Here is a 25716-nt window from a genome sequence, read left to right on the forward strand (position 1 = left end):
ATGACCACCGCCGTCTGCGAGTCCTGCCTGGCCACCGAACCCGGTCCGGCCCTCCGGGGCGACGCGCTGCTCCGCCCGATGCTGCCCGCGCTGCTGCCCTGGCTGGTCACCCGCCGCTGGTTCACCCACGAGAGCGGCTGCCTGCAGGACCTCGTCCCGGTCACCGACACCGTGCTGGAACGGCCCGGCGGCGAAGCCGTCCTGGTGCACGCCCTGCTCACCGCCGTCCACACCTCCGGCGCCGCCCGCCGCTACCAGCTGCTGCTGGGGCTGCGCCCCCGGCTCGCCCCGCGCCTGAACGCGGCGGTGGTCGGGCAGGCGGTCGGCGGCCGCTGGGACGGCTGGTGGATCTACGAGGCCACCGACGACCCCGAGCTGATGTCCCTGCTGCTGGAGCGCACCCGGACCGCCCGCCCCGGCGAACCCCGTCTCACCCTGACCCGCCCCGGCTCCCTGCCCGACAGCCTCACCCCGCGCCCGCTGAAGGCCGAACAGACCAACAGCGCCGTGGTGTTCGGCAACCGACTGATGCTCAAGCTGTTCCGCCAGCCGCAGCCCGGCCCGCACCCGGAGGCCGAGGTGCTCACCGCCCTCACCGCCGCCGGCAGCCGCAGCACCCCCGGCCTGCTCGGCCGCCTCACCGTCGACGACCACGTGCTCGGCGTGCTCCAGGAGTTCCTGCCCGCCGACGGCGACGGCTGGGAGCTGGCCGTCCGGCACGCCACCGACAGCCTGCGCGGCCGCGAGGGCGCCGCCGGCCTCGGCGGATTCGGCGCCGACGCCTACGCCATGGGCGAGTCCGTCGCCCGCACCCACCGCCTGCTCGCCGAGACCTTCCCCCGCCGCCACCTGACCGAGAAGCAGGTCTGCGGCATCGTCGGCCGGCTCGACGACCGGCTGCGCGACGCCGCCTGCCGGGTCCCCGAGATCGTCCCGCACACCGGGCGGATCACCGAGATCTACCGGGACTTCGCCCGGGCCGCCTGCCAGGGCCGCGGCCTCGACGGCCAGCGGATCCACGGCGACCTCCACCTCGGCCAGGTGCTGCGCACCCAGACCGGCTGGAAGGTCATCGACTTCGAGGGCGAACCCGGCGGCGCCGCCGACGACCAGGGCCGCCCGCAGCCCGTCCTGCGCGACGTCGCGGGCATGCTGCGCTCCTTCGAGTACGCCGCCGAGCACGCGCTCGCCGCCCTGCTCGCCGAGGACGCCGAACTCCTCGACCCCGCCGACCGGCTCCGCCACACCCGCCGCGCCCGGGCCTGGTCGCTGCGCGGCCGCCGGGCCTTCATCGCCGGCTACGCCGCCGGCGGCCCGGTCGACCCCTACTGCCACCCGGCGGTGCTGCGCGCCTTCGAGATCGACAAGGCCGTCTACGAGGCCGTGTACGAGACCCGCTACCGCCCCGACAAGCGGTTCATCCCGCTCAACGCGATCCAGCGGCTGGCCGCCGGCCGCTGAACCGCCCGCCCGAACCCCGAGAGGACGCCACTCCCGTGACCGTGCAGCTGACGGCCCCGCTCCTGCTCCCCGAGGCCCCGCCGCCGCCCGACGACGCCGAACGGCTGCTCGCCGGCACCCACCACGACCCGCACGCCGTCCTCGGCGCGCACCCGGTCGGGGACGGCGTGGCCGTCCGGGCGCTGCGGCCCGGCGCGGAGAGCGTGGTGCTGGAGACCCCGCTCGGCGAGGTCGCCCTGGTGCCCGGCCCGGACGGCCTGTTCACCGCCCTGCTCCCGATCACCCGACTGCCCGACTACCGGCTGCGGGTGACGTATCCGGGCGGTGAGCCGCTGGTGCAGGAGGACGGCTACCGGCTGGCCCCGACGCTGGGCGAGCTGGACCTGCACCTGATCCGCGAGCTGTGGACCGTGCTGGGCTCGCACCTGCGCACCGTGGACGGCGTGGCGGGCACGGCGTTCGCGGTGTGGGCGCCGAACGCGGTCGGGGTGCGGGTGATCGGCTCGTTCAACCACTGGGACGGCACCGCGCACCCGATGCGCTCACTGGGCTCCTCGGGCGTCTGGGAGGTGTTCCTGCCCGACGTCGGCGAGGGGGACCGCTACAAGTACCAGATCCTCACCCGCCACGGACACCGCCTGGAGAAGGCCGACCCGCTGGCCCGCGCCACCCAGTGCCCCCCCGACACCGCCTCCGTCGTCACCACCTCCCGCCACACCTGGCAGGACACCGAGTGGATGGAGCAGCGCGCCCGCACCGTCCACCACCGCGCCCCGATGTCGGTCTACGAAATGCACCTCGCGTCCTGGCGCCCCGACCTGACCACCTACCGCCAGATCGCCGAGGCCCTCCCCCGCTACCTGACCGAACTCGGCTTCACCCACGTCGAGTTCATGCCCGTCATGGAACACCCCTTCGGCGGCTCCTGGGGCTACCAGGTCTCCGGCTTCTACGCCCCCACCGCCCGCCTCGGCACCCCCGACGACTTCCGCCACCTCATCGACACCCTCCACCAGGCAGGCATCGGCGTACTCGTCGACTGGGTCCCCGCCCACTTCCCCAAGGACGACTTCGCCCTCGCCCGCTTCGACGGCGAACCCCTCTACGAGCCCGCCGACCCGCTGCGCGCCGAACACCCCGACTGGGGCACCCTGGAGTTCGACTACGGCCGCACCGAGGTCCGCAACTTCCTGGTCGCCAACGCGGTGTACTGGTGCGAGGAGTTCCACGTCGACGGCCTGCGCGTCGACGCCGTCGCCTCCATGCTCTACCTCGACTACTCCCGCGAGAACGGCGCCTGGACCCCCAACCGGCAAGGCGGCCGCGAGAACTGGGACGCCGCCTCCTTCCTCCAGGAGATGAACGCCACCGTCTACCGGCGCTGCCCCGGCATCCTGACCATCGCCGAGGAGTCCACCGCCTGGGAAGGCGTCACCCGCCCCACCGACACCGGCGGCCTGGGCTTCGGCCTGAAGTGGAACATGGGCTGGATGCACGACTCCCTGGCGTACATCGCCAAGGAACCCGTGCACCGCAAGTACCACCACAACGAGATGACCTTCTCGATGGTGTACGCCTACTCCGAGAACTACATTCTCCCCATCTCCCACGACGAAGTCGTCCACGGCAAACGAGCCCTCGTCTCCAAGATGCCCGGCGACTGGTGGCAGCAGCGCGCCGACCACCGCGCCTACCTGGGCTTCATGTGGGCCCACCCCGGCAAGCAACTCCTGTTCATGGGACAGGAGTTCGCCCAGGGCGCCGAATGGGACCACGAACACGGCCCGCAGTGGTGGGTGCTGGACGACGACTGGCCCGGCGCCGCCGGCCACCGCGGCCTCCAACGCCTGGTCGCCGACCTCAACCACACCTACCGCGCCACCCCCGCGCTGTGGGAGCAGGACACCGTCCCCGACGGCTTCCGCTGGCTGGACGGCGACGCCGCCGACGAGAACGTCATCGCGTTCGTGCGCCGTGCGGCGGACGGCAGCCCGCTGGTGGCCGTCAGCAACTTCTCGCCGGTCGTCCGGCACGGCCGGCGGGTCGGGCTGCCGCTGCCGGGCCGTTGGCGGACCGTGCTGGACACCGACGACGCCCGGTACGGCGGCAGCGACGCCGCCGCCGGGAACCGCCGGCCCGAGGCCGAACCCGTCCCGTGGCACGGCCAGGACCACAGCGCCCGGCTGACCCTTCCCCCGCTGGCCACCGTCTGGCTGACACCCGAGGAGCATCATGGAGCCTGAACTCGCCCGCCGCCTGGTCAAGGCCTACGACGTCCGCGGCCTGGTGCCGCAGGAGCTGGACGAGGCCGCCGCGTACCGGATCGGCGCCGCCTTCACCGAGCTGACCGGGGCCGCCGAGATCGCGGTCGCCCACGACATGCGCGACTCCTCGCCCGCCCTGGCCGCGGCCTTCACCCGGGGCGTGCTGGAGCAGGGCGTGGACGTCCTGGACGCCGGCCTCGGCTCCACCGACTACCTGTACTTCGTGTCCGGGCGGCTCGGCGTGCCCGGTGCGATGTTCACGGCCAGCCACAACCTGGCGGCGTACAACGGGATCAAGCTGTGCCGGGCGGGGGCCGTGCCGATCGGCGAGGGCAGCGGCCTGGAGCGGATCCGGGCCGCGCTGGTCGACCCGGCGCCGGTCGCCGCCGATCCGCTCCCGGGGGTCCGGCGGGCCGAGAGCCTGCTCGACGAGTACGCCGCGCACCTGCGTTCGCTGGTCGACCTCTCGGGGCTGCGGCCGCTGAAGGTGGTGGTGGACGCGGGCAACGGCATGGCCGGGCTGACCGTGCCGCTGGTGCTGGACCACCCGCTGCTCGAGGTCGTCCCGATGTACTTCGAGCTCGACGGCAGCTTCCCGCACCACGAGGCCGACCCGATGAAGCCGGCCAACGTCGCGGACCTGAAGGCCCGGGTCCGGGCGGAGGGCGCCGACCTGGGGCTGGCCTTCGACGGGGACGCCGACCGCTGCTTCGCGGTCGACGAGCGCGGCGAGGCGGTGCCCGCCTCCTCGGTGGTCGCGCTGGTCGCCGCCCGGCTGCTGGCCGGCGAGCCCGGGGCCCGGGTGGTGCACAACCTGATCACCTCGCGGTCCGCGGTCGAGGTGATCGAGGAGAACGGCGGCGTGCCGGTCCGCTCCCGGGTCGGGCACTCCTTCGTCAAGGCGCTGATGGCCGAGCACCGGGCGGTGTTCGGCGGCGAGCACTCCGGGCACTACTACTTCCGGGACTTCTGGTTCGCCGACACCGGCATGCTGGCCGCCCTGCACGTCCTGGCCGAACTGTCGGCCGCGGACCGGCCGTTGTCGAAGCTGGTCGCGGGCTTCACCCGGTACGCCACCGCGGCGGAGACCAACCTGGAGGTCGCCGACCCGGCCGCCGCGCTGGCCGCGGTGGAGCGCTCGCTCGGCGACAGCGCCGTCCTGGACCGGCTGGACGGCCTGACCGCCGCCTTCTCCGACGGCGCCTGGTTCAACCTGCGCGCCTCCAACACCGAGCCGGTGCTGCGGCTGAACGCCGAGGCCCCCGACGGCGGCCGCCTCGACGACCTCCGCGACCGGGTGCTGCGGATCGTCGCCGGCGCCTGAACCGGCGGTCCGGTCCCGGGGGCAGCCGCGCCGGGACCGGACCGCCCGCGGACCCGCCGCACCCGGCGGGTCCGCGGGCGGCTACTGGCTGAGCTGCCGCGGCGAGGACGCCTCGGCCGTGCTGGGCAGCGCCCGCAGACCGACGCTGGTCAGCGCCCGCTGGTAGGCGCTCATCGCCTCGTCCGGCCGGCCGAACCGCTGCCAGAGGTCGCCGGCCTGCCGCCAGACCTCCGCCGCGCCGCGGTTGGCGGCGAGCTGGCCGAGCTGCCGCTCGACCGCGCGCAGCGTGGCCACGCCGCTGTCCGGGTCGCCGCCGAAGAACTGGGCCTCGGCCAGCAGCACCCGGGCCTTGGCGGCGTCGAACCGCGGCTCGGCCCGCAGCAGCCCGAGCGCCCGGTTGGCGTGCGCCGCCGCCTCGTCGAACCGCCGCAGCTGGATGTCCAGTTGGGCCAGGCTGGTCTCGCTCCAGGCCTGCTCGGTGGCGGTGCCGGCCTCCAGCAGCCCGAGCTGGGACTCGTCCAGCAGGGTGCGGGCCCGCTCCAGGTCGGGCGGCTCCGTCTCCAGGATGAGCCGCCCGTACACGCCCTTGAGCAGGGCCAGGTGCCGGACGTTGTCGGTCTCGGCCATCATCATCAGCGCCCGCTCGGTGAGGCCGAGCGCCTCGTCCACCCGCCCGCGCGACTTGGCGACCAGCGCGGCGTTCCAGTACACCGAGCCGCGGGCGACCCGCGAGCCGGTCTGCTCGGCGACCACCAGCAGCCGGGCCGCGACCAGGTTGGCCTGGCCCAGGTCGCCGCGCTCGCGGTAGCAGCCGATCAGGGTGGCGCCGAGCTGGATGTGGTCGTCGGTGACGTCCAGGCCGAGCGAGTCGAGCTTGCGCATCGCCCGCTCGCCCACCTCGACGCTCATGACGTGGTCGCCGGACTCCCGGTAGCAGCGGCACAGCGCCACCGCGAGCTGGGCCCACTGGGCCGAGCCGGCCACCATGACCGGGTCCTCGAAGAGCGTGGTGAGCAGTTGGATCGCGGCCTCCAGCCGGCCCAGCTTCTCGAACGCCAGCGCCTGGCCGAGCCGGGCCCGGTGGACCATCGCGTCGCTGAGCAGCGGCGCCGAGGCCAGCGCCTCGCTGAAGGACTGCAGCGCCTCCCCGTTGGAGCCGTTGCGCAGCGCCATGTCGCCGAAGGCCACCTTGAGCTCGAGCTCCTTGATGGTGGCGTCGTCGTGCCCGGTGCGCAGGTACTCCACCGAGCAGCCGACCCGCTCGGCGAGGCTCTTCAGCACGGCCTCCGACGGGGCCCGCTTGCCGGTCTCGATCAGGGACACGTAACTGACCGAGATGTCCTCGGAGGCGAGGTCCTGCTGGTTGAGCCCGCGCTTGAGCCGGAGCTCGCGCAGGCGCTGACCGATTCCACCCGCCACGCTCTGAGTCTGGTCCACGTCGTCCACCTCCAGAGTGCCATTTGACTGCCATTTTTACAGGACGGCGAGCGGGCCGCCAAGGAGTTGTCGATGCCTTCGTTCTCGGCTGTTCTCGGACTGACCTGACGTTGTACCGGGTGTCGAGGTCTCCCCGGAGGCGGTCCATTGACAGCTTCTGTCAATCCGGATTGACTCTAGGTGTCAATTCGAAGCGGCCCACGGAGGGCCTGCCCAGGAAGGCACTGCCATGTCCAAGAGCCTGATCGCCCGCCTCGCCGCCGTGCTCGCCGCGACCGGCCTCGCCCTGGTCCTCGGCCCGCTCGGCGTCGGCCACCCCTCCGTCCCGGCCAAGGCCGTCCCTGCGGCCGCCGCCACCCCCGACGGGGACGGCGACTGCTGCTGACCCGCGCCCGGCCCCCGGAACCAGCGCACCAGCCCAGAAGGGATCCGCCATGCGCGTCTCCGTCCTGACCAGGGAGTACCCGCCCGAGGTGTACGGCGGTGCCGGCGTCCACGTCACCGAGCTGACCCGGGCGCTGCGCCGCCGCGTCGAGGTGGACGTCCACTGCTTCGGCGAGCCCCGCCACGAGGAGGGCACCCGCGCCCACGCCGTCCCCGAGGCGCTGCGCGGCGCCAATCCCGCGCTCGGCTTCCTCGGCGCCGGCCTCGGCGCCGCGGCCGCCTGCGCCGGCGCCGACCTGGTGCACAGCCACACCTGGTACGCCAACGGCGCCGGCCAGGTCGCCGGGGTGCTGCACGGCGTCCCGCACGTGATGACCGCGCACAGCCTGGAGCCGCTGCGGCCGTGGAAGGCCGAGCAGCTCGGCGGCGGCTACGCGCTCTCCTCCTGGCTGGAGCGCACCGCCGCGCTGTCCGCGGACGCCGTCATCGCGGTCTCCCGCGCGATGCGCGCGGACGTGCTGGCGGCCTACCCGGAGATCGCGCCCGAGCGGGTCCACGTGATCCACAACGGCATCGACGCCGACGCCTACCGGCCCGACCGCTCCCCCGCGGTGCTGGAGTGGTTCGGCCTCGACCCGGACCGGCCGATCGTGCTGTTCGTCGGCCGGGTCACCCGCCAGAAGGGCCTGCAGCACCTGCTCCGGGCGGCCTTCGAACTGCGCCCGGAGGCCCAGTTGGTGCTGTGCTGCGGGCAGCCGGACACCCCGGAGATCGCCGCCGAGGTGGACGCCCTGGTGGCCGGCCTGGTCCGGCGGCGCGACGGCGTGGTCCGGATCGACGGGATGCTCGACCCGCTGAGCCTGCGCCGGCTGCTCAGCTGCGCGGCGGTGTTCGTCTGCCCCTCGCTGTACGAGCCGATGGGCATCGTCAACCTGGAGGCGATGGCCTGCGGGACCGCCGTGGTGGCCACCGCGGTCGGCGGCATCCCCGAGGTGGTCGAGCACGGCCGCACCGGCCTGCTGGTGCCGTACGAGCCGCGGAACGACGCGACCGGGGAGCCGGCCGACCCGGCCGCCCTGGCCCGCGGCCTGGCCGCGGCCGTCAACGCGCTGCTGGAGTCCCCGGGGACGGCGGAGAAGTTCGGCCTGGCCGGGCGGGAGCGGGCGGTCCGGGAGTTCTCCTGGGACCGGGTCGCCGAGCGCACCCTCGACGTCTACGGCAAGGTGCTGGCCGCCCGCTGACCGCCGCCCGGCGGGGCCGGCGCTCAGCCCGCCGGGGCGGGCACCGGCTCCGCCGCGGCCCGCGGCCGCTCGCGCAGCAGCAGGAGCGCGGGCCCGGCCAGCACGGTGGCGGCGACCGCGACCAGCAGCAGCGCCGCGTACGGCCGGGGGCCGATCAGGCCGGCCTGCCGGCCGGCGGTGAGCAGGACGAGTTCGGTCAGCCCCTTGGTGTTCATCAGGACGCCGAGCCGCAGGCTGTCCCGCCAGGGCAGCCCGCCGCGCCGTCCGACCGCGGCGGCGGGCAGCACCTTGGCCGCGGTCGAGGCGGCGAGCACCGCCCCGGCCAGGGCGAGGAAGCCGGGGTCGGCCAGGTCGGCGCCGAGGTCGACCTGCTGGCCGGCGCCGAGGAAGAAGCAGGGCAGCAGCACGGTGGCCAGGGTGCCGAGCCCGGCGGCGGCGGTGGCGGGCAGTTCGCCGTGCGGGCCGCGGGCGGGCGGCCAGAGCAGGCCGAGCACCAGGCCGCCGAACAGCGTGTGCAGGCCGAGCCCGGAGGAGAGCGCGGCGGCCAGGCAGACCGCGCCGAGCAGCGGGGCGGCGCCGGGGCGGGTGCCGGGCGGGGTGCGGTTCGCGGTGCGGGCGCGGCGGCGGGCGAGCAGTCCGGCGCCCGCGACCCCGGCCAGGGCGAGGGCCAGGCGGCCGGCCGGCAGGGTGCCGGCCAGCCAGAGGGCGAGGGCGAGCAGCGCCCAGCAGGCGCCGTCGCCGACGGCCGCGGCGGCCAGGCCGAGCCGGCCCTCGGGGGTGTCGTCCAGGCCGCGGTCGTGCAGCAGCCGGGCCAGCACGGGCACGGCGGTGACGCCGAGCGCGGCGGCCAGGAAGACCGCGAAGGAGCCGGGTGAGCCGTGCGGTCCGACCCCGCCCGAGCGGACCAGCCAGGGGGCGAGCACCAGCCCGGTCGCGGCCGGCACCGACACCGACACCGCGGCCAGCGGCAGCGGGGAGCGGCCTCCGGCGTCCCGGCGGGTCCGGGTCTCCGCCGCGAGTCGCGCGCCGATCTCGAAGGCGTAGAGGGAGAGGGCGAGTTGGGCCAGGCCGTCGAGGACGGTCAGCGGCGAGCCGGTGAACAGCTGTCGGTGCAGGTCGGGCAGGACGCGTCCGAGCAGGGACGGTCCGAGCGCGATCCCGAGCGCGATCTCGCCGATCACCGCCGGCTGGCCGAACCGCCGGGCGAGCCGGGCGGCGCCGAGGCCGAGGGCCAGGACGGCGGCGAAGGCGAGGAGGAACCGGGTGGTGGGATCCAAGGACATCTGCAGCCCCCAATATTTACTTAAGAATTGACAGCCAGAAATCTAGGTCGTCACATCCGGGCCGTCGACGGGACGCCACCGACCGGACCGCACTGTGGAAAGTCCGCCGGGACACCCCCGTACTTGAACGGAATGTTCACAACGAATCCTTGACCACACCGCGTTCGCCGGCGCATCCTGGGGCCATGGCCGACACCGCTCCCCGATCCCCGTCCCCCGCCGACCCGTTCGCGCCGCCCGACCCCGCCGCCGCGCGGGCCGGGCGGGTGTACGCCGCGCTGTTCCGGATCGCCGAGCGGCACGCCGCCGGGGACGGGCAGCGGCAGCGGCAGGTCAACCCGGCGGTGCTCGCCCCGCACGAGGCGGTGCGGCTGGTGGCGTTCCTGCTCAGCGGGGCGGCGCTGGCCGAGGAGGACGAGCCGGAGGTCGACCGGGACGACATCACGGCCGCGCTGACCCTGCTGCCCCTGGTCCGGGCCGAACTCGACGAGCTGGAGGCCGGGTTGCTCACCATGGCCCGCGGCCGCGGGATGACCTGGCAGGACATCGCCTTCGGCCTCGGTCTGGGGACGCCGCAGGCGGCCCGCCAGCGGCACGAGCGGCTCACCGACCGGACGGCGCCCGACGGGGCGTCCTGACGGATCGCCGGGAGGCGTGCGGCGCCCCGGGAACGCCCGAAGGCCCCCACCCGGTGGAGGGTGGGGGCCTTCGGGACTGCTGTGCTGTACTCCGCCCGGTGGCGGGGCCGGCTGAGCACCACGGAGGTCGTGGTCCGGCGGCGCTGCCGGGCGGAGGGCCTCCGACTCGAACCCGACCTGTGTCGGGTCTGGTCGCTTCCTGCTTACTTGCTGGCGGCGAGTTCCTTCTCGGGCGCGGCCGCGGCGGCGGGCTTCGGCGCGGGGGCGGTCGCCTCCTGGAAGGCGTCGAAGGGCTTCTCCATCTCGGAGAGGCCGACCGTCTCGCGCTTGAGGAACATCGCCAGGGTCCAGTCGGTGAAGACCCGGACCTTGCGGTTCATGGTCGGGACCATCGCGCCGTGGTAGCCGCGGTGGAACCACCAGGCCAGGCGGCCCTTCAGCTTGATCTTGCCGAAGAGGATCGCCACGCCCTTGTGCAGGCCGAGGCCGGCCACCGCGCCGAGGTTCTTGTGCTTGTACTCGGCCTGCGGGAAGCCGCGCATGCCCGCGATGACGTTGTCACCGAGGACGGCGGCCTGGCGCACCGCGTGCTGCGCGTTCGGCGGGCACCAGGCGCCCTCGCCCGAGGCGAGGTCGGGGACCTGGGCGTTGTCGCCGGCCGCCCACACGTAGTCGAAGCCCTGGACCTGGAGGGTCGCCGCGGTGTCCACGTGGCCGCGCGGGCCGAGCGGGAGGCCGAAGCGGTTGACGACCGGGTTGGGCTTGACGCCGGCGGTCCACACGATGGTGGAGGCGTCGAACTCCATGCCGTTCTTCAGCACCACGTGCTGGTCGACGCAGGAGTCCATCGAGGTCTCGATGTAGACCTCGATGTTGCGCTCCTCCAGGCGGCCCTTGGTCCACAGACCGAGGTCGGGGCCCATCTCGGGGAGGATGCGGTTGGCCGCCTCCACCACCACGAAGCGCATGTCGTCACGGCTGACGGTCTTGTAGATCTTGGCGGCGTCGCGCGCCATGTCCTCGATCTCGGCGACGGTCTCGATGCCGGCGAAGCCACCGCCGATGACCACGAAGGTCAGGGCCTTGCGCCGGACGTCCTCGTCCGTGGTGGACTCGGCCTTGTCGAGCTGCGCCATGACGTGGTTGCGGAGGCTGATCGCCTCCTCGACCGTCTTCATGCCGATGCCGTGCTCCGCCAGACCCGGGATCGGGAAGGTGCGGGACACCGAGCCGGTCGCCACGACCAGGTACTCGAAGGGCAGTTCGTAGGAGTCGCCGGCCGCGGGCTGGATGGTGGCGACCTTGCGGGCGTGGTCCACCTCGGTCACGTGACCGGTGAGCACCTCCGCCTTCTTCAGGGCGCTGCGCAGCGGTGCGACGAGGTTGCGGGGCGCGACGTTGCCGCCGGCCGCCTCGGGAAGGAAGGGCAGGTACGTCATGTACGACCGCGGGTCGACGACCGTGACGGTCGCTTCGCCGTAGCGCATCTTTTTGAGGATGCGCATCGCGGCATACAGGCCGACGTAACCACCGCCGACAATGAGGATGCGAGGACGCTCCGTGGTGCTCATATCCGAAAGTATCCACCCCCGCCTGACGGGCCGTTCGTGAGGCCCGTCACAAGCTCCTGGACACCTGGTGCTACACTACGCGCCCGCACTTCGCCCCCCGGAGGCCCGTTCCGGGCCCGCCGACCGCCCTCCGCGACCGGGACGGCACTCAGTGCCGCGCTGAGCAGCAACGATCCCGGTGCCGCACGGGTTCCCGAGCGGGGTTTCGATTTCTCCGGGATGAACGCCAGGTTGCCTGCGATCCCATGAACAACCCGCCAGCGGCACCTTCGGTCCCACATTTCGGACGGAGCGGACACCCAGGTGGGTCGAAAGGCTGGATTGCCATGTGAAGAAATTCACGAAGGTTCTTCGGCCGACACGCCGCAAGCCCCCCGAAGGGCCCCGGGAAGGGCCCGGAAGGCCCTTCCGCGGACCTCCGGACCCCGCTCCCCGCAGGGCCCCGCCCGGGGTGCCGGGTCAGGCGATGGACCAGGCGATCCCGTCGAGGATGTCGTGCTCGGAGACCAGCAGTTCGGCGGCCCCGGTGCGCTCCATGATCTCCAGCAGCACCAGCGCGCCCGCCGCGATCACGTCCACCCGGCCGGGGTGCATGACCGGGACGGCGGCCCGCTCGGCGTGCGAGGAGTGCAGCAGCCACTGGGCGGTCTCCCGGACCTGCGCGACGTCCAGCACCGCGTGGTGGATCCGCTCGGAGTCGTACCCGGGCAGTTCGAGGGCGATCCCGGCCACCGTGGTGACGGTGCCGGCCAGGCCGACCAGGGTGGCGCCGGAGTCCAGCGGGACGGCCTGCGCGACGGTGTCCAGCGCGGCCCGGATGTCGGCCCGGGCGGCCGCGATCTGCGCCTCGGTGGGCTGCCCGCCCGCGAAGTGGCGCTCCGTCATCCGCACGCAGCCGATGTCCATCGAGTACCCGACCCGCACGTCCCGCTCGCCGAGCACGAACTCGGTGGAGCCGCCGCCCAGGTCGAACACCAGGTAGGGCGGGCGGTGCGGGCCGCCGAGCAGTTCCCGGGTGGCGCCGGTGAAGGAGAGCCGGGCCTCCTCGTCGCCGCTGACCACGCTCGGCGTGACGCCCAGGATCTCCTTGACCCCGGCGGTGAACTCGGCGGCGTTCTCGGCGTCCCGGGACGCGGAGGTGGCGACCATCCGGATCCGGTCCGGGGTGACCCCGTGCGCGTCGATGACCTCGGCGTACTCGCGGCAGGCCGCGAAGGTGCGGGCCAGCGCCTCGGGGTGCAGCCGGCCGGTGCGGTCGACGTCCTGGCCGAGCCGGACGATCAGCATCCGCCGGTCCAGGTCGGTGATCTCGCCCGTGGCGGGGTCGAGGTCGGCGATCAGCAGGCGGATCGAGTTGGTGCCGCAGTCGATCGCGGCGACCCGGGTCGGGCTCACGACTCGTCCTCCTGTTCGGCCTGTCCGGCCTCGGCGGCGGCCTTGCGGGCCGCCCGCTCGGCACTCAGTGCCTCCTTGGCGGCGATCACCGCGTCGTGGTCCTGCGCCGCGGCCTTGGCCCGGTTGCGGGCGACCCGGGCGCCGGCCGCCTCGACCTCGGCGTCGCTGACGCACGGGCCCTTGGCCCACCACTGCTCCAGCATCCCGATCGCCTCGTCGCCGAGCGGGTTGACGCCCTCCCCGGCGGCCAGCGAGTGGCCGACCAGCACGTGCAGGCACTTGACCCGGTCGGGCATGCCGCCGGCGCTGGGGAAGCCCTCCAGCACCTCGATGGCGTCCCGGCGGGCGATGTAGTCCTCGTGCGCCCGCCGGTAGGCGGCGGCGAGCTCCGGGTCCTCGGCGAGCCGGGCGGTCTGCTCCTTCATCACGCCGTCCGCCTCCAGGGTGCCGATCAGCGAGGCGGCCTTGGGGCAGGTCAGGTAGTAGAGCGTCGGGAACGGCGTGCCGTCGGGCAGCCGGGGCGCGGTCTCCACCACGTCCGGGTTGCCGCACGGGCAGCGGTGGGCGACGCCGCGCAGCCCGCGCGGGACCCGGCCGAGCTGGGCGGCGATGGCGGCGACGTCGCGCTCGGACACCTCGGGGGCGTCGGACGCGGGAGGGTTCTGGTTGCTCATCAGGTCAGGAGTCTGTTCGTCCGGGGGTGGGTGAGGGGTCGTCAGGGGGCCGGCTGCGGCGCGGGCGCCGCGGCGTCGGCGGCGTCCACCGAGTCCCAGAGGGCGGCGTACCAGGGCTTGGCGGCCTTCGGCGGGCCGGCCGCGGCGTCCGCCGAGGAGGGCTTGGCGCCGGGCGCGGGCGGCGGGGAGACCGAGACGAACGGGGTCTCGCCGGGCAGCGCGTAGTGCAGCCGCTCGCGGGCCTGCGCCTTGACGTACTCCGGGTCCTGCCAGCGGGCCTTCTCCCGGCGCAGCTCGTCGACCTGCTGGCGGGCGTGCTCGGCCTTGGCCCGCTGGTCGGCGATCTCGCCGCGCTGGGCGATGTACTGCCGGGCGGGGTAGGCGAGTATCGCCACCAGCGAGCACAGCACGAGGACCAGCACGGTGGCCCGGCTGGTGAAGCGCGGTCGCGCCGCCAACCCGGGAATCCTCCACTTGGCCATCTGCTCGCCCCTCCTGCGCATGCCGGTGCCCCGGCCCCACCCTACGCGGTGGGAGCCGGGGCACCGGTCACAACAGGCTCAGTGCCTTCAGCCCTTGAAGCGGGGGAAGGAGGAGCGGCCCGCGTACTCGGCGGCGTCGTCGAGGATCTCCTCGATGCGCAGCAGCTGGTTGTACTTGGCGACGCGCTCGGAACGGGCCGGGGCGCCGGTCTTGATCTGGCCGCAGTTGGTGGCGACGGCGAGGTCGGCGATGGTGACGTCCTCGGTCTCGCCGGAGCGGTGCGACATCATGCAGCGGTAGCCGTTGCGCTGGGCGAGCTCGACGGCGTCCAGGGTCTCGGTGAGCGAGCCGATCTGGTTGACCTTGACCAGCAGCGCGTTGGCGGTGCCGGTCTCGATGCCCTTGCGCAGGCGCTCCGGGTTGGTGACGAACAGGTCGTCGCCGACCAGCTGGACCTTGTCGCCGATCGCGTCGGTGATGGCCTTCCAGCCGTCCCAGTCCGACTCGTCCAGCGGGTCCTCGATGGAGACCAGCGGGTAGTCGGCGACCAGCTCGGCGTAGTACGCGATCAGGTCGGCGGAGGAGAGCGCCTTGCCCTCGAACTGGTAGGCGCCGTCCTCGAAGAACTCGGAGGCGGCGACGTCCAGGGCGAGCGCGACGTCCTTGCCCGGGGTGTAGCCGGCCTTCTTGATGGCCTCGGTGATGAGGTCGAGGGCCTCGCGGTTGGAGTCCAGGTTCGGGGCGAAGCCGCCCTCGTCGCCCAGGCCGGTGGAGAGCCCGCGCTCCTTCAGCACGCCCTTGAGGGTGTGGTAGACCTCGACGCCCCAGCGGACGGCCTCGGAGAAGGACTCCGCGCCGATCGGGGCGATCATGAACTCCTGGATGTCGACGTTGGAGTCCGCGTGCGAGCCGCCGTTGAGGATGTTCATCATCGGGACGGGCAGCACGTGGGCGTTCGGGCCGCCCAGGTAGCGGAACAGCGGCAGGTCGCTGGCCTCGGAGGCGGCGTGCGCCACGGCGAGCGAGACGCCGAGGATGGCGTTGGCGCCGAGCGAGGACTTGTCCGGGGTGGCGTCCAGGTCGAGCATGGCCTGGTCGATGAGGCGCTGCTCGGTGGCGTCGTAGCCGACCAGCTCGGGGCCGATCTGCTCGATCACGGCGAGGACGGCCTTCTCGACGCCCTTGCCGAAGTAGCGGTTCTTGTCGCCGTCGCGGAGCTCCAGGGCCTCGAAGGCACCGGTGGAGGCACCCGACGGGACGGCCGCGCGACCGGTGCTGCCGTCGTCGAGACCGACCTCGACCTCGACCGTGGGGTTGCCGCGGGAGTCGAGGATCTCACGGGCTACGACGACATCAATGGACGGCACGAGGCATCTCCTAGCGGAAGCGGATGTGTGGTCGTTACGACCAGAGCCTAGCCGCACAGCGCCCCGCGGCCACGCCCGGCCGGGCCCCGTCTCACGGTGTGGCCCGGCTACTCACTGGTAGTTCACCTGTTTGACGGCCGTTCCACCGCTCCCGGTGGCGCGAACTGCTCGGCGCGCGCCGGGAGCGGACGGAGCGTCAGGGGACGCGGCCCTCGTCAGGGCGGCGGCGGAGCCTCGTCAGGCTCCGGTCCTCGCGTCCCGGATGCCGGACCCGGAACGGGTCGGCGGCGTCAGAGCGCGAGCACCTGGCCGGGCACGATCAGGTCGGGGTCGGCGCCGATCAGCTGCTGGTTGGCCCGGTAGATCCGCTCCCAGCCGCCGGAGACCCGCTGCGCGACGGCGATGCCGGAGAGGGTGTCGCCGTCCTGGACGGTGTAGCCGCCGGCGGCGTTCTGCGGGGCGTCGTCCCGGGGGGCCGCCTGGGGCCGGGCGGCGGGCTTCCTCGCGGGCTCGCGGGGTGCGGTGGGGCGCTCCTCGGAGCGCGAGGCGGTGTCGGCGGAGACGTCGGCGGGGGCGCCGCCCTTGGCGAGTCCGGCCCGCTTGGAGCAGACCGGCCAGGCGCCGGGGCCCTGGGAGGCGAGCACCCGCTCGGCCACCGCGATCTGCTGGGAGCGGCTGGCCTGGTCGGCGCGGGCCGCGTACTGGCCGCCGCCGAAGGCGCGCCAGGTGGAGGAGGTGAACTGCAGGCCGCCGTAGAAGCTGTTTCCGGTGTTGGTGCTCCAGTTGCCGCCGCTCTCGCACTGGGCCACGCGGTCCCAGGTGTCGGCGGAGGCGGCTGCCGCTCCGGTGGCGGCGAGCAGTGGCAGTGCCAGGCCGATCGAGGCCGCGCCGGCGGCGACGACGACCTTCTCGGCCTTGGTACTACGGCGGTGGCGAGCAGTGTTGGTGAACAGCACGGGACATCCTCTCCGCACGCCTGCGAGGTGAGCTGTCGGGTTCGGACCGGGAGGCTGGCCCGGCCGCCGGACGGTTCGGACGCGGTTGCGCCCGCTGCCCGGCGGCTTCACCCCAAGCCGTTGGGACCACGGCGTTCACACTGGTTCCCCCACTCCTGTCCGGTACCTGGTCGGTGGCCCGAGGACGCGGCGGACAGGACTCGGCGTGCCGCGATCGGGGCCCGCAGCTGCGGGCATGTCGGAGAGTAAGCAAAGCTGACGAGCAATCACAAGCTCATATCACCATGATCACGCCGAAATCACGGATGATTTCTCCACGTGCACGAACGATCCAGGTATGTCCGGGTTCGTCCCGGACGGGCGTGCGACGCGCGCCCCCGCCCCGGCGCGTCGTCGGCCCTGCGCGGCGGCGTGTCGCGGGTGCTGAAACGGCGTCAGCGGGGCGTGAAGGAGACCGGGAGGTCGCGCAGACCGCGCATGATCAGCCCGCCCCGCCAGCGCAGCTCGGCCGGATCGGCGGCCAGCCGAACGTCCGGCAGCCTGGTCAGTAGGCTGCCGATCGCGCGCTGCCCCTCAAGCCGGGCCAGCGGGGCGCCGATGCAGTAGTGGATGCCGTGTCCGAAACCCAGGTGCGGATTGTCCTGGCGGGCCAGGTCGAGGGTGTTCTCGGCGGCGAACCGGGCCGGGTCGCGGTCCGCCGCGGCCAGCACCACCAGCACCGGGTCGCCGACCGGGACGTCCACCCCGCCGATGGTCAGCGGCGCGGTGGCGAACCGCCAGGTCGCCAGCTCCACCGGGCCGTCGTAGCGCAGCAGTTCCTCGATCCCGGTCTCCAGCAGGGCCGACTCGCCGCGGCCCAGCGACTGCTGGAGCAGCGCGCGCTGGTCCGGGTTGCGCAGCAGCGCGTACATGCCGTTGCCGATGAGGTTGATGGTGGTCTCGAACCCGGCGAAGAGCAGGATGAAGGCCATCGCCGCGGCCTCGTTCTCGGTCAGGTGCTCGCCGTGGTCACTGGCCCGGATCAGGCCGGAGATCAGGTCGTCGCCGAGGTCGGCGCGCTTGCGGTGGATCAGGTCGGCCAGGTAGCCGCGGATCTGCTTGACGGCCCGGCCCACCCCTCCCCTCTTACCGCCGGTGTGGCGGATCATCATCCCGGCCCAGTCGCGCAGGTCGTCCTGGTCCTCGGCCGGGACGCCGAGCAGGTCGCAGATCGCGTAGATGGGGAGCGGGAAGGCGAACTCGTGGATCAGGTCGGCCTCGCCGCGGGCCGCGAAGGAGTCGATCAGCCGGTCGGTGATCTCCCGCACCCGCGGCTCGAACTCGGCCACCCGGCGCGGGGTGAACGCCTTGGAGACCAGCCGGCGCAGCCGGGTGTGGTCGGGCGGGTCGATGTTCAGCAGGTGGGTCATCAGGTCGGCCTGCCGCTCGCCGGGGATGCCCACCCGGCCGCTGCGGTGGGCCTGTTCGCTGTGGTGCGCCGGGTTCTTGGAGAGCCGGGCGTCCGCCAGCGCCTGCCGGGCGTCCGCGTAGCGGGTGACCAGCCAGGCGTCCACCCCGCTCGGCAGGGTGGTGCGGTGCACCGGGGCGTGTTCCCGCAGCCAGGCGTACGCCGGGTAGGGGTCGGCCGCGAACTCCCAGGTGAAGAGTTGCGGGTGGGCGGCGTGGGGCTGGTCTGGCATGTCTTGACCGTATCTGGAAGGACCACCGCGTGAGTCTGGTCACCTGGTGGGTAATCCCTGTTGCGGAGCGTCGGGGCGAGCCTACGATCCTCCGATAACCACAGTGGGCGGCGTGCGGGCCGGCCCCGGGTTCGCCCTCGGAAAGGGGAGCAGGCCATGCGAGTAGCCGGTGCAGTGGTGGTCATCGCGGTGCTCGACGGAGGTTCGGGGGCCGACCTGGCCCGCCGGTTCTCCGCCGCCGGCGCCGCCGGGCTGCTCATCGCCGACCTGCGCCCCGGCATCGCCGAGGACCTGGCCGCCGAACTCGACCGCCCCGGCTGCCCGGTGGTCGGCGTCTCCGGCGACGTCCACCACCCCGCGGACCTCGCCGCGCTGGTCGACACCGCCGTCAAGCACCTCGGTCCGATCGACCTGTTCGCGGTGGCCGGCCCGGACGGCGAGCGGATCGTCCAGCTCGCCGACCTGCCCGGCCACCTCGACCCGCTGGCCGAACTGCTCACCCTGGTCGGCGAGGCCATCGGCGAGGTCGTCCCGCCCCAGCGCCGCCCGGTCGCGGACGTCCCGCTGGCCGGCTAGGCGCCGTCCCCTTCCTCACTCCTCGGGCAGGCCCTCCGCGGAGCGGACCGCCGCACGGTAGCGGCGGGCCGCCGCGCGCAGCGCCGCGTCCACGTCCACGCCCCGGTCGTAGCCGCGCTGCGCGATCGCCAGCAGCAGTTGCCCGGCCGACTCCGCGGTCAGTTCGGCGGGCAGCTCGTACGGTGCGTCCGGCACGCCGGTGAACTCCGCCCGGCGCACCCGCGACACCAGCTTCGCCGCGTACGCCAGCGCGGGCAGGCCGGCCGGCACGCCGTCCAGCACCGATTCGCGCTGCTTCTCGGCGGCCTTCAGCTGCTCCCAGTTGGCCTCGGTCTCGGCCGAGCCGGAGACGCTCACGTCGCCGAACACGTGCGGGTGGCGGTACATCAGCTTGTCGACCAGGTCGCCCGCGACGTCGTCGATCGAGAACGGGTCCGCGGCGTCCTCCTCGGCGATCCGGGAGTGGAAGAACACCTGGAGCAGCACGTCGCCGAGCTCCTCCCGGAGCGTCTCCCGGTCGTCCTCCTCGATCGCCTCGACCAGCTCGAACGCCTCCTCCACCAGGTACTTCACCAGGCTCCGGTGGGTCTGCTCGGCGTCCCAGGGGCAGCCGCCGGGCGAGCGCAGCCGGTCCATCACCGCGACCAGGTCGAGCAGCCGGGCCCCCGGCAGGTCGTACGAGCCCGGCAGCACCTCGATCTCCGGGTGCTCGCCGGCCTCCTCCACCGCGATCCGGGCCAGCGCGTCGGTCAGCCCCGGGTCGCCGTCCGGGCTCTCCAGCCAGAGCGCCGGGGCCTCGGCCAGCAGCCGGCGGGCCAGCGCCGGGGCCGAGCCGCGCTCGACCACCTGCGGTTCGACGCCCGCCGCGCGCAACGCGGCCAGCTGCGGGTGGTCCGCGACACCGGCCAGCACCTTCGGGGCGGACCGGAGGGCCTCCCAGGCGGGCCAGGACAGCAGGCCGGGGGCGATGCGGTGGGTGGTGGTCAGCAGGGTCAACTTCGGAGTCTCCACGGGGTCGAACCTACCGGGCCGGGCCCGCCGCGCGGGGCGCCACCGGGCACCTGCCCGCGGCCGGCTCCGGCCGGTCAGGCCGCGGGCTGGAGCATGACCTGCCGGGTGACGGCCAGCAGGTCGGCCGGGGTCAGTTCGGCCAGCAGCTGCGCGGCGTGGTCGAGCAGCCGGGCGGCGGCCCCGGTGAGCGCGGCGTCGTCCAGCGGGCGGCCGGGCAGCTCGCAGCTGTCGGCGAGCAGGCTCTGCGCGACGGTGTACAGGTTGGCGCTGGCGACCTCCCGGACGGTCAGCGACAGGTGGGCGGACGGCGCGCCCTCCTCGGCGCGGGCCCGGTGCGCGAAGCCGCGCGGCACGTACAGCACCTCGCCGGGCCGCAGGACGGTGTCCAGCAGCACCTCGCCCGGGTCGCCGTCCTCCCGCTCCGGCACCCAGTTGCCGTCCGCCGGGCCGCCGTGCACCCACCAGCGCTTGGCGCCGGAGAGCTGCACCACGAACACGTCCGCGTCGTCCCGGTGCACCGGGCGGCCCTGGGTGCCGGGCGGGGTCAGGAAGTAGAACGCCTCGACCTGGCGCCCGAGTTCGGCGGCCAGGCCGCGGCACAGGGTGCGCACCCCGTCGTGCCACTGGTCGACGTAGCGCAGCAGCAGGGTGGCCTGCTCGTCGCGGATCAGGGCGCGCACGGCCCGGCCGTCGGCGTAGCCGCCGACCAGTTCGCCGAGCACCACCCGGGGCGGGCAGAACCGGGCGTCGGGCAGGTGGGTGTCGCGCTGCACCAGGCCCAGGTAGGGGGCCTTCAGCAGGCCGTGGTCGAGCAGCCGGTCGAGTTCGGCGGCGGGCAGCACGTCCACCGGCGGGTGCGCGGGGCGCAGCACGGCCGGGGCGGTGCGCCACAGCGCGGTGCGGAACTGCTCCTCGTCGGCCACGAAGCGGCTCAGCCAGGTGTCGGTCACGGTCGGTTCTCCTCGTGGTGCGGACGGGCCCTCGGGCGGGTGGGATGACGGCGGGTCAGGCGGTGGGGCGGCTGCTGTAGGCGGCCTGCCGGGCGGCGGCGACCAGGTCCTCGGGGGTGGCGGTGGCCAGCCGGGCCCGCAGGTGCTCCAGCAGGTCGGCGCCGGTCTGCAGCAGGGTGTCCTCGTCGATCGGGCGGGCGGGCAGCTCCAGGCCCTCGGAGAGCAGGCTGCGCAGCTGGGTGCGCAGGTGGACGGCGCACGCCTCGCGCAGCGCGACGGTCAGGTGCAGGGACGGGCCGGCCTCGGTGGCGCGGGCGGTGTGGGCGTACCCGTTGGGCACGTACAGCACCTCGCCGGGGTGCACCTCGGTCTCCAGCAGGCACGGGCCCGGGTCGTCCTCGCGGACGGGCTGCCAGCCCGGGTGGGTGGGGCCGCCGTACACCTGCCAGTGCTTGGTGCCGCTGAGCTGGATGACCAGGATGTCGCCCTCGTCGCGGTGCACGGGGCCGTGCCGGCCGGGCTGCGAGTAGAACAGGAACGCCTCGGTGAGCCGGCCCAGTCCCTCGGACAGGCCGGCGGTCAGGGCGCGGACGCCCGGGTGCCAGTGGTTGAGGTAGCGCAGTTGCAGGGTGGCGTCGCGGTCGCGGATCAGGGCGCGGACCCGCTCCGGGTCGAGGCAGCCGTCCAGGGTGCGGCCGGCGATGATCCGGGGCGGGCAGTAGTCGGCCTCGGAGACGGTGCCGTCGGCGGTGAACAGGCCGGCGTACGGGTTGCGCAGGGTGCCCTCGTCGATGATGTCGAACAGGCCCTGGACGGTGAGCAGTTCGGTGGGCGGGTCGGCGGGGCGGAGCAGGACCGGGCCTTGGCGCCAGTGCGTGCGCAGGAAGGTCTCGGGGTCGTCGACGCAGCGGGCCAGCCAGTCCATGGCCGTGGTTCCTCTCCGGTACGGGGGTGGGTGGTGCGGGGCGCTCGGGGCGCCGGCGGCGTGACGGCCGCCGGCGGCCCCGGGAGGTGGAGCGGTGGTCAGATGACGTCCGGGTAGCACTCGCCGCAGCCGTTCGGGGTGGCGTGGCCCGCGGCCGTGACGGTCCCGGCCTCGGCGGCCTGCGCGGCGGCGGCCGGCGCGAACACCGCACCGCCCACCGCGGCGGCCACCGCCACCGACAGCGCGGCCTGACGGGCCAGCGCGGCGAACTTCGAGGTCGACTCAGAGGTGGTGACGCCCATGACGGAACTCCATTCGGGAAAGGGGTGAAAGGGATTTTTCGGTCGGCGCGGGGCAGTCGTCGCCCCGGCGCGGGCCCGGGGGGTGGTGCGGTCAGGCGGTCGGGATGCGGAGCGCCAGCGGTTCGGCGCCGGGGCGGCACTTGAGGTGGCAGCCGCAGCCCGGGGGCAGCAGCAGCCACTGGCCGGGGCGCAGGCGCAGGCCCTGGTCGCTTCCCGGGGTGGGCCGGACCTGGCAGGCGCCGTGGTGCTGGAAGAGCAGCAGGGCGCTGCCCTCGCCCGGGGTGAGTTCACCCGCGGGTTCCACGGCCCGGCCCAGGAGCCGGCGCAGGGTGTCGGCCCAGCGGGCCGCCCGGTGCGCCGGGGCGGCACCGGACGGTTCGCCGTCCGGGGGGTCGCCCTCGGTCCACAGCAGGGCCGGGCCGCTGCCGAGCCGGCGGTGGAGGAAGGCGGCGACTTCGCGGGCCGGGTCGGCCGGCCTGGCCTCTTCCGGTCCCCACTGCATCGCGTTCGCCTCCGTTCCGCCGTCCCGGTGGGGCCCGGTGTGCCCCGCTGAGAACAATGGTGCGGCGCGGCGCGGTCGGCGGACAGTCACGGGAAAGCGGTCCCGGGGGTCAGGTCCCGGGGGTCAGGTCCCGGGACCGCGTGACACGGCGGGGCGGCGGTTCAACGGACGTCCGGCCGCGGTTCAGTCGTCGAGCAGGCCGGCCCGGGCCACGGCGACCCCGGCCTGGAAGCGGCTCTCGGCGCCCAACTCGTCCATGATGTCGGCGATGTGGCGGCGGGCGGTGCGCAGCGACATGCCGAGGCGGCGGGCGATCGCCTCGTCCTTGAGCCCGGCGGCGAGCATCCGGACGATGGTGCGGTCGAGTTCCTGGGAGACCTGTTCGAGGCCGTCCTCGGCGGCGGCGGCGAACGGGCGGGCCAGCGTCCAGGCCTGCTCGAAGATGTCGCAGAGGTAGGCCAGCAGCGCTTCCTGACGGACCACCAGGGCGCCCGGGGAGCCGTCGCTGAGCGGCAGGAAGGCGAGTTCGCGGTCGAAGGCGATCAGCCGGCCGAACAGCTCGTGCGCGGTGCGGTACTCGGCGCCGAGCGCGGTGGCGGCCTCGACGTAGGCCTGGCTGGGGCCGTGGAAGCGCGCGGTGTGGTGGTAGAGGGTGCGGATCCGCACGCCGCGGCCCAGCAGGGCGCGGTCCCGGCGCAGTCCCGCCTCCATCGCGGCGGGGACCCGGGAGCTGCCGCCGGGCTGGATGGTGAGCACCTCGCTGCGGCAGGCCGCGGAGGCCCGTTCGAGGGCGGCCTGGACGCCGGGGAGGTCGGCGATCACCTCGATCGCGCCGGTGCCGTCCACGGCGCCCCGGTCGGCCTGCCGGTGGTGCGGCAGGAACGCGGACACCAGGGCCTGGCGGTGGGCGAGTTCGGCCCGGCTGCGCTGGATCTCGGCCTCGACCGGGGCGGCCAGGGCGGCGATCGCGCTCTGCGGGGGCAGCGCGTGGCCGCGGGCGGGGTCGGCCGGGTCGGGGTGGATCAGCCGCCAGTCGGCGAGGCGACGCAGCGCGGCGGCGGCGCCGGCCGGGTCCAGCCCCTGGCGTTCGAGGTGCGCGGCGAGGGCGGCCGGGTCGAGCCGGCCGTGCTCCTGCACCCAGGAGTAGGCCGCGACGTCGGCCGGATCGGGGACGAAACCGGCCTCCGGTGCGGGGGTTCGGGGTATTAGGTCCATTTCTGTCCCCAGGTCATCTTGCTGCCAGAGCAGTTGGTGAGGTGTCCGGACAATGGTTCGGACGCGGGCGGGTGGCCATGCTGGTTCCCGGGCGCCGGTGCTCCGATCGGGAACCGGACCGCCGAGAGATCCCCCCTTCCACATCCCAGGAGGACCCTGCCATGAAGCGGTTCGCTCGCACTGTCGCGTTCGCCGGTCTGCTCGCCGCCCTGCTCGGTGCCGCGCCCGTGCTGGCCTCGGCCGCTTCGGCCGCCTCGCCCGCCCCGGTCACCGCGGTGGCCTCCGACGGCGACACCTCCTGGGGCGGCTGCGACCTGCCGCTGTGCAAGCCGCTGAGCTGAGCCGCGCCGCTCCCCCGCCGACCCGCCCCGACGAAGGGACCGCAGATGTCGACCGTTCCGCCCCTCCCCGCCCCGGACCTCACCGACGGCCTCAGCCGGCGCGAGCACCAGGTCCTGGAACTGCTCACCCACGGCGCCACCTACTCGGCGATCGCCCGCCGGCTCCAGCTCAGCCCGCACACCGTCGACACCTACCTGCGCCGGATCCGGGCCAAGACCGGCGCCACCAACCGGGTCCAGCTGGCGCTGCTGGCCCACGACGCCCGGCACCGCGCCCCGGCGGCGGGGGGCGCGGCGGTCCGGGCGCACTGAACGGGCCGGAGCGGTCAGGACGTCCGGACGGTCTTCGGCAGCCAGTCCTCGGTGCTGTCGGCGAGGCCGATCCGGGCGGTGTCCCAGCTGCCGTAGCGCGGGTTGACCTCGATGTGCAGCGCGGTGCCGGCGTCGACCAGCGCCTTGCGGATCGCGGCGTCCCCGTCGGCGCCGCTCGGGTCCTGGCCGCCGGCCAGCTTCATCAGGCCGATCTGCTGGCGGTAGAAGCCGTCGATGTCGCCGGCCGGGACGCCCTGCTTGGCGCGCAGCAGTTCGGCGAGCTTGGCCTCGCTGCCGACGGTCTTGGCGTCCGCGGCCCGGGCCCGGTCGATCTCGCTCTGGCTGACGTCCAGTTGACGGTCGCTCAGGGCGCGGGCGACGACCTTGCCGAGCACCAGGTCGGAGACGGCGTGCCGGGCCAGGCCGGGCTGCTCCTCGGCGGCGGCCCCGCTCTGCGCCGCGCCCGCCCGCACCGCGGCGACCCGGGCGTCGACCTGGGCGATGCTGATCCGGTCGCCGCCGACCACGGCGGCGGCCCCCTGGTGCGCCGGTGCGCCGCCGCAGGCGGTGAGCGCGGCGGCGGCGACCACGGCGCCGAGGGCGGCGAGCGGTCGGCGGGGGGAGCTGGTGCGGATCACTGGGGCCTCCTGGGCGGTGGAGCGCGGTCCGGTGGTGCTCTGCGTACGGCTGGGACGAACAATATTGAGCCCCGCCCCCGGGTGCCAGACCCCCGCGGCCCTCCGGCGCGCCGGAGGGCCCTGACCGGTGTGGCGTCAGGTCGCGTAGGGGTTGTCGGTCGTGGTGCGGTGGCGGCCGAGGTGTTCGAGGTGGGTGCGCAGGCGGCGGACGTCGGGGTGGTGCGGGCCGTGCAGGCGTTCGGTCTCCAGCAGGAGTTCGAGCAGGCCGTGCCAGCCGGTCTCGGGGTGGCCGGTGGCGGCGAGGAGCAGGCCGGTGCGTTCGCGGACCTCGACGGTGTGCGGGGAGTCGGGCGGGAGCGCGGCCAGCACGGCGCGGTACTCGGCGAGCGCCTCGTCGGGGCGGCCGAGGTGTTCGAGGCAGCGGGCGGTGTGCCGGCGGTGGTCGAGGACGGCGGGGTCGCCGGGGGCGGCGGTGGCGGTGAGCTGGCGCAGTTCGGGGAGGGCTTCGGCCCAGCGCTGTCCGGCGAGCAGGGTGCGGGCCCGGATGGCGCGGACGGTGCGGACCAGCGGTGCGCCCTCGCCCTGTTCGGCGGCGGCCCGGGGCAGCAGGCGGGCGGACAGTTCGAGCACCTCGGTGTGCCGGCCCGCGTCGACCAGGTCGGAGAGCCGGGCGCAGGCCGCGCCGAGGGTCTCCGCCCCGGGGTGGGCGGGCGGCGCGGGCGGCAGCGGCGGGGCGGGGGGCGGGGGTGTCGGCGGGGCCGGTGGCGGGACGAGCAGCGGGGTGGGC

Annotated in this window: 25 protein-coding genes, 1 pseudogene and 1 riboswitch; of the genes and pseudogenes, 9 read left to right on the forward strand and 17 right to left on the reverse strand. The window is 74.5% G+C overall.

What is annotated here, in order from left to right:
- From IH44_RS0128600 to IH44_RS0128610, 3 genes are read left to right on the forward strand one after another with little or no spacing between them, the layout of a single operon-like run.
- The gene (locus tag IH44_RS0128600) at positions 1-1461 is read left to right on the forward strand and encodes a phosphotransferase (protein ID WP_081967184.1); all 1461 of its coding nucleotides are present in this window, start codon (positions 1-3) and stop codon (positions 1459-1461) included.
- Positions 1462-1496: 35 nt separating this feature from the next.
- Positions 1497-3704: a 1,4-alpha-glucan branching protein GlgB gene (gene glgB / locus IH44_RS0128605; protein ID WP_051817426.1), complete on the forward strand. Its 2208-nt coding sequence runs from the start codon at positions 1497-1499 to the stop codon at positions 3702-3704.
- Positions 3694-5049, forward strand: a complete 1356-nt coding sequence (locus IH44_RS0128610) for a phosphomannomutase/phosphoglucomutase (RefSeq protein ID WP_030462643.1) — start codon at positions 3694-3696, stop codon at positions 5047-5049. Before glgB ends, IH44_RS0128610 begins: the two co-directional genes overlap by 11 nt.
- Positions 5050-5130: 81 nt before the next feature.
- On the opposite strand, the gene IH44_RS0128615 is transcribed toward IH44_RS0128610, so the two are convergent.
- Complete coding sequence (locus tag IH44_RS0128615) at positions 5131-6486, reverse strand: helix-turn-helix transcriptional regulator (protein ID WP_232795123.1); 1356 nt, start codon at positions 6484-6486, stop codon at positions 5131-5133.
- Positions 6487-6715: 229 nt separating this feature from the next.
- On the opposite strand from IH44_RS0128615, the gene IH44_RS46755 reads away from it, so the two are divergent.
- Together IH44_RS46755 and glgA are read left to right on the forward strand one after the other, a co-directional pair.
- On the forward strand, positions 6716-6871 hold the full coding sequence (locus tag IH44_RS46755; RefSeq protein ID WP_157852500.1) for a hypothetical protein: 156 nt from the start codon (positions 6716-6718) through the stop codon (positions 6869-6871).
- Positions 6872-6920: 49 nt separating this feature from the next.
- The gene (gene glgA, locus IH44_RS0128625; RefSeq protein ID WP_030462645.1) at positions 6921-8111 is read left to right on the forward strand and encodes a glycogen synthase; all 1191 of its coding nucleotides are present in this window, start codon (positions 6921-6923) and stop codon (positions 8109-8111) included.
- Positions 8112-8134: 23 nt separating this feature from the next.
- Here glgA and IH44_RS0128630 read toward each other — a convergent pair whose 3' ends face one another.
- Positions 8135-9394, reverse strand: a complete 1260-nt coding sequence (locus IH44_RS0128630) for a cation:proton antiporter (RefSeq protein ID WP_081967185.1) — start codon at positions 9392-9394, stop codon at positions 8135-8137.
- 185 nt (positions 9395-9579) lie between these two features.
- Here IH44_RS0128630 and IH44_RS0128635 point away from each other — a divergent pair, with 185 nt between their 5' ends.
- Positions 9580-10032 (forward strand): hypothetical protein, encoded by a 453-nt coding sequence (locus IH44_RS0128635; RefSeq protein WP_030462647.1) that lies wholly within the window; start codon positions 9580-9582, stop codon positions 10030-10032.
- 203 nt (positions 10033-10235) lie between these two features.
- Here IH44_RS0128635 and IH44_RS0128640 read toward each other — a convergent pair whose 3' ends face one another.
- The 7 genes and pseudogenes from IH44_RS0128640 to IH44_RS0128670 form a co-directional block, all read right to left on the reverse strand.
- Complete coding sequence (locus tag IH44_RS0128640) at positions 10236-11603, reverse strand: NAD(P)/FAD-dependent oxidoreductase (protein ID WP_030462648.1); 1368 nt, start codon at positions 11601-11603, stop codon at positions 10236-10238.
- 459 nt (positions 11604-12062) lie between these two features.
- Complete coding sequence (locus IH44_RS0128645; protein WP_030462649.1) at positions 12063-12998, reverse strand: Ppx/GppA phosphatase family protein; 936 nt, start codon at positions 12996-12998, stop codon at positions 12063-12065.
- Between the two features lie 146 nt (positions 12999-13144).
- Positions 13145-13672 (reverse strand): annotated as a pseudogene (locus IH44_RS0128650) (DUF501 domain-containing protein); the annotation flags it as partial.
- Positions 13673-13713: 41 nt separating this feature from the next.
- Complete coding sequence (locus IH44_RS0128655; RefSeq protein WP_232795124.1) at positions 13714-14154, reverse strand: septum formation initiator family protein; 441 nt, start codon at positions 14152-14154, stop codon at positions 13714-13716.
- An 87-nt stretch (positions 14155-14241) separates the two neighbouring features.
- Positions 14242-15522: a phosphopyruvate hydratase gene (eno, locus tag IH44_RS0128660; protein WP_030462652.1), complete on the reverse strand. Its 1281-nt coding sequence runs from the start codon at positions 15520-15522 to the stop codon at positions 14242-14244.
- Between the two features lie 290 nt (positions 15523-15812).
- Entirely contained in the window at positions 15813-16478 is a 666-nt protein-coding gene (locus IH44_RS49530) for a transglycosylase family protein (RefSeq protein ID WP_030462653.1), read from the reverse strand.
- A gap of 3 nt (positions 16479-16481) precedes the next feature.
- A riboswitch (cyclic di-AMP (ydaO/yuaA leader) is annotated at positions 16482-16680 on the reverse strand.
- A gap of 232 nt (positions 16681-16912) precedes the next feature.
- The gene (locus IH44_RS0128670) at positions 16913-18157 is read right to left on the reverse strand and encodes a cytochrome P450 (RefSeq protein WP_030462654.1); all 1245 of its coding nucleotides are present in this window, start codon (positions 18155-18157) and stop codon (positions 16913-16915) included.
- Positions 18158-18313: 156 nt separating this feature from the next.
- Between IH44_RS0128670 and IH44_RS0128675 the strand changes: the two genes are divergently transcribed.
- The gene (locus IH44_RS0128675) at positions 18314-18733 is read left to right on the forward strand and encodes an SDR family NAD(P)-dependent oxidoreductase (RefSeq protein ID WP_081967186.1); all 420 of its coding nucleotides are present in this window, start codon (positions 18314-18316) and stop codon (positions 18731-18733) included.
- A 15-nt stretch (positions 18734-18748) separates the two neighbouring features.
- On the opposite strand, the gene IH44_RS0128680 is transcribed toward IH44_RS0128675, so the two are convergent.
- The 6 genes from IH44_RS0128680 to IH44_RS0128705 form a co-directional block, all read right to left on the reverse strand.
- Positions 18749-19744 carry a MazG family protein gene (locus IH44_RS0128680; RefSeq protein WP_030462656.1) on the reverse strand — a complete coding sequence of 332 codons (996 nt, stop codon included), beginning with the start codon at positions 19742-19744 and terminating at the stop codon, positions 18749-18751.
- A gap of 74 nt (positions 19745-19818) precedes the next feature.
- On the reverse strand, positions 19819-20694 hold the full coding sequence (locus IH44_RS0128685) for a JmjC domain-containing protein (protein WP_051817430.1): 876 nt from the start codon (positions 20692-20694) through the stop codon (positions 19819-19821).
- A gap of 55 nt (positions 20695-20749) precedes the next feature.
- The gene (locus IH44_RS0128690; RefSeq protein WP_051817431.1) at positions 20750-21619 is read right to left on the reverse strand and encodes a JmjC domain-containing protein; all 870 of its coding nucleotides are present in this window, start codon (positions 21617-21619) and stop codon (positions 20750-20752) included.
- A gap of 98 nt (positions 21620-21717) precedes the next feature.
- Entirely contained in the window at positions 21718-21921 is a 204-nt protein-coding gene (locus tag IH44_RS0128695; protein WP_030462659.1) for a hypothetical protein, read from the reverse strand.
- Positions 21922-22012: 91 nt separating this feature from the next.
- A complete protein-coding gene (locus tag IH44_RS0128700) occupies positions 22013-22423 on the reverse strand; it encodes a hypothetical protein (RefSeq protein WP_030462660.1) in 411 nt (136 codons plus the stop codon).
- 183 nt (positions 22424-22606) lie between these two features.
- Complete coding sequence (locus tag IH44_RS0128705; RefSeq protein WP_030462661.1) at positions 22607-23638, reverse strand: helix-turn-helix domain-containing protein; 1032 nt, start codon at positions 23636-23638, stop codon at positions 22607-22609.
- A 161-nt stretch (positions 23639-23799) separates the two neighbouring features.
- On the opposite strand from IH44_RS0128705, the gene IH44_RS0128710 reads away from it, so the two are divergent.
- Positions 23800-23979 (forward strand): hypothetical protein, encoded by a 180-nt coding sequence (locus tag IH44_RS0128710; RefSeq protein WP_030462662.1) that lies wholly within the window; start codon positions 23800-23802, stop codon positions 23977-23979.
- Positions 23980-24024: 45 nt separating this feature from the next.
- Positions 24025-24291, forward strand: coding sequence for a response regulator transcription factor (locus IH44_RS0128715; protein WP_051817433.1), 267 nt, complete (start codon positions 24025-24027; stop codon positions 24289-24291).
- Between the two features lie 14 nt (positions 24292-24305).
- Here the strand turns inward: IH44_RS0128715 and IH44_RS0128720 are convergent, their stop codons facing one another.
- Both IH44_RS0128720 and IH44_RS41565 read right to left on the reverse strand, forming a co-directional pair.
- Positions 24306-24929: a SurA N-terminal domain-containing protein gene (locus tag IH44_RS0128720; RefSeq protein ID WP_051817436.1), complete on the reverse strand. Its 624-nt coding sequence runs from the start codon at positions 24927-24929 to the stop codon at positions 24306-24308.
- Between the two features lie 135 nt (positions 24930-25064).
- The coding region (locus IH44_RS41565) for a hypothetical protein (RefSeq protein ID WP_030462665.1) at positions 25065-25716 on the reverse strand (652 nt) is incomplete at its 5' end.

Source organism: Kitasatospora sp. NRRL B-11411, assembly GCF_000721345.1.
Lineage (GTDB): Bacteria > Actinomycetota > Actinomycetes > Streptomycetales > Streptomycetaceae > Kitasatospora > Kitasatospora cineracea.